General features: G+C 68.6%; 5 protein-coding genes and 1 tRNA gene. 3 read left to right on the top strand and 3 right to left on the bottom strand.

All coding sequences use genetic code 11. The features are described 5' to 3' along the window. The 3 genes from ACTH43_RS04365 to ACTH43_RS04355 all read right to left on the bottom strand — a co-directional run. Nucleotides 1-376, bottom strand: a 376-nt coding sequence (locus ACTH43_RS04365; RefSeq protein WP_441443700.1) for a RidA family protein, incomplete at its 3' end; no start/stop codon positions are given. 4 nt (nt 377-380) lie between these two features. After that, nucleotides 381-551, bottom strand: coding sequence for a DUF4177 domain-containing protein (locus ACTH43_RS04360; RefSeq protein WP_262424549.1), 171 nt, complete (start codon nt 549-551; stop codon nt 381-383). Between the two features lie 144 nt (nt 552-695). Further along, on the bottom strand, nt 696-998 hold the full coding sequence (locus tag ACTH43_RS04355; RefSeq protein ID WP_441443699.1) for a WhiB family transcriptional regulator: 303 nt from the start codon (nt 996-998) through the stop codon (nt 696-698). A gap of 260 nt (nt 999-1258) precedes the next feature. Between ACTH43_RS04355 and ACTH43_RS04350 the strand changes: the two genes are divergently transcribed. The 3 genes from ACTH43_RS04350 (at nt 1259) to ACTH43_RS04340 (ending at nt 4738) form a co-directional block, all read left to right on the top strand. After that, the gene (locus ACTH43_RS04350) at nt 1259-3658 is read left to right on the top strand and encodes a penicillin-binding protein (protein WP_441443698.1); all 2400 of its coding nucleotides are present in this window, start codon (nt 1259-1261) and stop codon (nt 3656-3658) included. Between the two features lies 1 nt (nt 3659). After that, the gene (locus tag ACTH43_RS04345) at nt 3660-4607 is read left to right on the top strand and encodes a metallophosphoesterase (protein ID WP_441443697.1); all 948 of its coding nucleotides are present in this window, start codon (nt 3660-3662) and stop codon (nt 4605-4607) included. Between the two features lie 57 nt (nt 4608-4664). Then, nucleotides 4665-4738 (top strand) — tRNA-Pro (locus ACTH43_RS04340). The last annotated feature ends 118 nt before the right edge of the window (nt 4739-4856 follow it).

The raw sequence follows: 4856 nt of genomic DNA, 5'->3' as shown, positions 1-4856 counted from the left end.
CGAGCAGGGTGCTCGCCCCGTTGATCACGGCGGGCTGGGCGGTGAAGGACGGGTCCGAGGCGACATAACCGGTCAGCTTGACCACGCGCACCACCCGATCCAGGTCCCCCACGAGCGCCTCGATGGCCGCCAGCGCGTTGAGGCAGCAGGTGGCGGCGAGCTCGGAGGCCTGCTCCGCGGTGACCTCTGCGCCGACCTTGCCGGTCAGCGGCAGCGTCCCGTCGACGAAGGGCAGCTGTCCGGAGGTGTGCACGTGGCGACCGCTCGCGACGGCTGGCACATAGGCCGCGACCGGCGCGGCAACGGCCGGCAGAGACAGCCCGAGCTCATCGAGCCGGGCACGGATGCGAGCGCTGCGGCCCGAGGCGACCGTCATCGGCTCAGCCCTCGCCCAACGGACGCTTGAGGTACGCGACCAGGTTCTCCGGGTTCGGGCCGGGCACGACCTGGACCAGCTCCCACCCCTCCTCGCCGTAGTTGTCGAGGATCTGCTTGGTCGCGTGGATCAGCAGCGGGACGGTCAGGTACTCCCAGCGGGTGTAAGTGCTCATGGCGCGAGCCTACCGGTGGCAGCGCGGCCGTGAGATGCCCCCTCGTCCCGAGGGGTCGGCGACGGCGGAGCAGTCCGGCCGCGCCGATAGCGCTGGTCTGCCCCTCTCAGCTGCCCACGGCCTGGTCAGCTGCCCACGGCCTGGTCAGCTGCCCACGGCCTGGCGCTGGGCCCGGCGCAGCGCCTCCGACCAGTCGCGCACATCGGGATGGCGGCGCAGCATGCGTCGCCGCTCCCGTTCCGTCATGCCGCCCCACACCCCGAAGTCGACTCGATTGTCCAGAGCGTCGGCCAGGCACTCGGTGCGCACCGGGCACGCACCGCAGGCGAGCTTGACCGCATGCTGCTCGGCGCCCTGCACGAAGAACCCATCGGGATCCATGCTCACGCAGGCACCTCGTGTCGCCCAACTTGAGTCTTCGGTGATCGGCGTTGCCGCAATAGTCATCCTCGTCCCCTTCCCAGGTCCCGAATCGACGTTGATTCGTACATGTGCCCAACTGTATGGAGACCGTCGCCACATGGCAAAACCGGAGATGTTCCGAGCCTTGCGAGCCAGACTGTGATAAGGCGTTCGCGATCCGCCAGGCCCACCGCAGCTGCTCCGCCGGGTCGCGCAGGTCTCGAGGACGCATCGGGTTGGTGAAGATCCCGCATGCGTGGCATGCCTCATGGCCCCCGCGCCGGACCGCCCCGTACTGTGTGACCATGCCCCGCACCACGCCTGCGTCCGCGTCCGGACGCTCACTCCCCGTTGCACTGCTGCAGACCGTCTACCTGCTGCTGGGGATGCTCGCCGTCTCAGCCCTCGCCGGTGTGCTGCTGGCCGCCTTCTTCCTGCCGATGGTCTCTGCAGGTTCGGCCGTCGCCAAGGACGGGGTGGATCTGTTCGAGTCGTACCCGACCGAGCTCGAGGTCGAGCCGCTGAATGAGGCCAGTCGCATCGAAGCGGCCGACGGGTCGCTGCTGGCCACGTTCTACACCGAGAACCGCATCATGGTGCCGCTCGAGGAGATCTCGCCGCACATCCAGCATGCCGTGGTCGCGGTCGAGGACCGCCGCTTCTTCGAGCACGGAGGCGTGGATCCCAAGGGCATGTTCCGTGCCTTCGCCTCGAACGCGGCCGGCGGGGCCACCCAGGGCGGATCGACCCTCACCCAGCAGTACGTGAAGAACGCGCTGCTGATGGACGCGGTCCAGCGGGGCGACCAGGAGGACATCAGCACCGCCACGGAGCAGACCTACGGCCGCAAGCTGCGCGAGGCGAAGCTCGCACTGTCGCTCGAGAAACAGTGGTCCAAGGAGCAGATCCTCAACGCCTACCTGAACGTGGCGCAGTTCGGGCCCTCCCAGTACGGGGTCGAGACCGGCGCCCGGCATTACTTCTCGAAGAGCGCAGTAGACCTCAACCCGGGTGAGGCCGCGCTGCTGGCCGGCATCACCAACGGCCCCAACCAGTACGATCCCGTCTCGCACCCCGAAGCCGGCCAGAAGCGTCGCAACGAGGTGCTGGGCGATATGCGCCGCGAGGGGTACATCACCGATGCGGAGTACGAGCAGTACACCGCCCAGCCGGTCGGCGAGATGCTGAAGATCCAGAACGTCCGGGCAGGGTGCGCCGATGCGGGCACCAGCGGTTTCTTCTGCGATTACGTGACCCGTTCGCTGCTGAACGATCCGACCTTCGCCCCCTCCTACGAGGAGCGGCGCAAGCTGCTCTACGGCGGCGGCCTCACGATCCGCACCACCCTGGATCCCAGCACTCAGGCAGCGGCCTCCGAGATCCTGCAGCGCAAGGTTCCGGCCGATGCCCAGCACGGCTTCGGCCACTCGATCGTGACGGTCGAGCCGGGCACCGGGAAGATCCTCACGATGGCGGAGAACCGCTCCTTCAACCCCTACCAGGAGGTGGGGCCGGGCGAGACCGCGATCAACTACAACGTCCCTCACACCCTCGGGGGCGGCAACGGGTTCCCCGTCGGCTCGACCTTCAAGCCCTTCGTGCTCCAGCAGTGGCTCGAGAGCGACCGCTCCATCTATGACCGGGTCAGCACCAAGCGCGAGCCGATCACCTACGCCCCGGCGAAGTGCCTCGGGGGCGGGGCCTGGCGCGAAAGCAAGGGCTGGAACCCGGACAACGCGGTCTCCGTGCGGATCGCCCCCATGGAGACGGTCCTGAACTCGACCAAGTTCTCGATCAACACCAGCTACACGGACATGGCCAGCCAGCTGGACCTGTGCGAGATCGCCAATACGGCGCGCAACATCGGCGTGGTCCCGGCGCGGTTCGACCCGTACGACGCCTCCACCTGGGAGATGCCGATCGAGGACATGTACGGCACCACCCTGGCACCCGCAGCGCTGGTTCTCGGCGAGCTGAACATCTCCGCCCTCGACATGGCCGGCGCCTATGCGACCTACGCCTCGGGCGGCACCTACTGCAAGCCGCAGGCGATCACCGAGGTCAAGGACCGCAACGGCGATCCGATGGAGATCTCCGGCGCCGAGTGCCACCAGGCGGTCGAGAAAGATGTCGCCGACGCGATGGCGTGGACCCTCCAGCAGGACCTCGAGGATCCGAAGGCCACCGGCAAGGGCAAGATCATCGACGGCCATCCCGCCGGCGGCAAGACGGGAACCTCGGGCGAGCAGTTCCACACCTGGTACGTCGGCTTCACCCGCCAGATGTCCACGGCGGTCTGGTTCGGTCACCCGCAGGCGAACATCCGCCCAGGCGGCTTCGACGTCGACGGTCAGATGCTCCGCAGCGGCAGCGTCTGGGGCAACACGGTCTCCCTGCCCACCTGGCAGGAGTACATGAACCGCGTTCACCAGGGGCTGCCCAGCGAGCCGTTCCCGGCCGCACCGAAGCCCCCGTCGAAGCCCACCTCGGACATCGTCCAGAAGGGCGTCGTGCCCGACGTCTCGGGCATGGTGCTCAGCCAGGCGCAGGCCACGGTGGAGTCAGCCGGCTACAAAGTCGAGGTGCGCAACCAGTCGAGCTCGGACGTCGGCAAGTGGTACGTGATCGGCACCGACCCCGCCCCCGGCACCAAGCTGCCGGAGAACGAGACCGTGGTCATCCGCCAGTCCTCCGGTGAGGGCTGAGATGCGGCTGGAATCCGCTGCCGGTTGGACCATCGGAGCCCTGGGGGCCCTGGGCCTCGGGGCCGGAGCGGCGGCGCACATCTGGGCCCGCCACGTCGAGATCCACCGGTACACGCTGCGCGAGCTGGAGCTGCGGATCCTGCCGCCCGGCAGCCGCACCATCAGGGTGCTGCACATCAGCGACATCCATCTGCTGCCTGACCAGAAGCGCAAGCTGGATTTCCTCGAGCACCTGGGGATGCTCCGGCCGCACCTCGTCATCGACACCGGGGACAACATCGCCTCCGCAGCAGCGGTGCCGGTGCTGGCCGAGGCGCTCGAGCCGCTGCTACGGCGTCCCGGCGCCTTCGTGATGGGCTCCAACGACATGTTCGAGCCCGGCCCGAAGAACCCCGCGCGGTACCTGCTGCCGGACCCGCGCCCCGAGGGTATGACCGCCCCCAAGGAGCTCACGCTGCCCACCGCGGAGCTCGCGCAGAGGCTCTCCGCCCACGGGTGGAAGGACCTCACCAACAGCCGCGCGAGCATCGAGCTCGGCGGGCTCGAGATCCGCTTGGTGGGTGTCGATGACCCGCATCTCGAGCGCGATGAGATGCCGGCTCCGGCCGCCGTGCCCCCGGCTCTGCCCGAGCACGGCAATGTGCTGCGCCTGGGGGTCGCGCACGCCCCGTACCGGAGGGTGCTGGACTCCTTCGTGGCCGACGGTGCCGACCTGATCCTGGCCGGGCACACCCACGGCGGGCAGCTGCGACTGCCGGGGATCGGCGCCCTGGTGACCAACTGCGATCTTCCGCGTCAGCAGGCGCGCGGCCTGTCCGCGTGGCAGGGCGTCCCGTTGCATGTGAGCGCCGGCATGGGCGCGAGCCCCTATTCGGACTACCGGTTCCTGACCCCTCCGGAGGCGACCTTGCTCACGTTGCGCGCACCGAAGCCCGCTCCGAGGAAGTGAGCACGCTCGAGGCCTGCTAAAGTTTCTCCTCGGTGCTCCACTTCGGTGCGGCACCTCCGGGGTGTGGCGCAGCTTGGTAGCGCGCCTCGTTCGGGACGAGGAGGTCGCAGGTTCAAATCCTGTCACCCCGACCGGAGAGAAGGGGCGGGGGGTGGCGGGGTGAAACGGCCCAGGAACGAGGGGGGGTGCGGCGGGGGTGGGGGCCGGACCGCCCCCAAATGTAATCCCCACCAAATAATAGATAAAATT

Origin of the sequence: Brachybacterium sp., assembly GCF_052095815.1 — a bacterium.
Taxonomy (GTDB): Bacteria; Actinomycetota; Actinomycetes; order Actinomycetales; family Dermabacteraceae; genus Brachybacterium.
Note: the sequence above shows the minus strand (reverse complement) of the source record. Positions and strands in the feature narration are given on the sequence as shown.

What these genes read in the sequence shown, in the direction of transcription:
- ACTH43_RS04355 (WP_441443699.1), bottom strand. Translation starts at nt 998, where the DNA reads ATGACTATTGCGGCAACGCCGATCACCGAAGACTCAAGTTGGGCGACA.
- ACTH43_RS04345 (WP_441443697.1), top strand. Translation starts at nt 3,660, where the DNA reads ATGCGGCTGGAATCCGCTGCCGGTTGGACCATCGGAGCCCTGGGGGCC.
- ACTH43_RS04360 (WP_262424549.1), bottom strand. Translation starts at nt 551, where the DNA reads ATGAGCACTTACACCCGCTGGGAGTACCTGACCGTCCCGCTGCTGATC.
- ACTH43_RS04350 (WP_441443698.1), top strand. Translation starts at nt 1,259, where the DNA reads ATGCCCCGCACCACGCCTGCGTCCGCGTCCGGACGCTCACTCCCCGTT.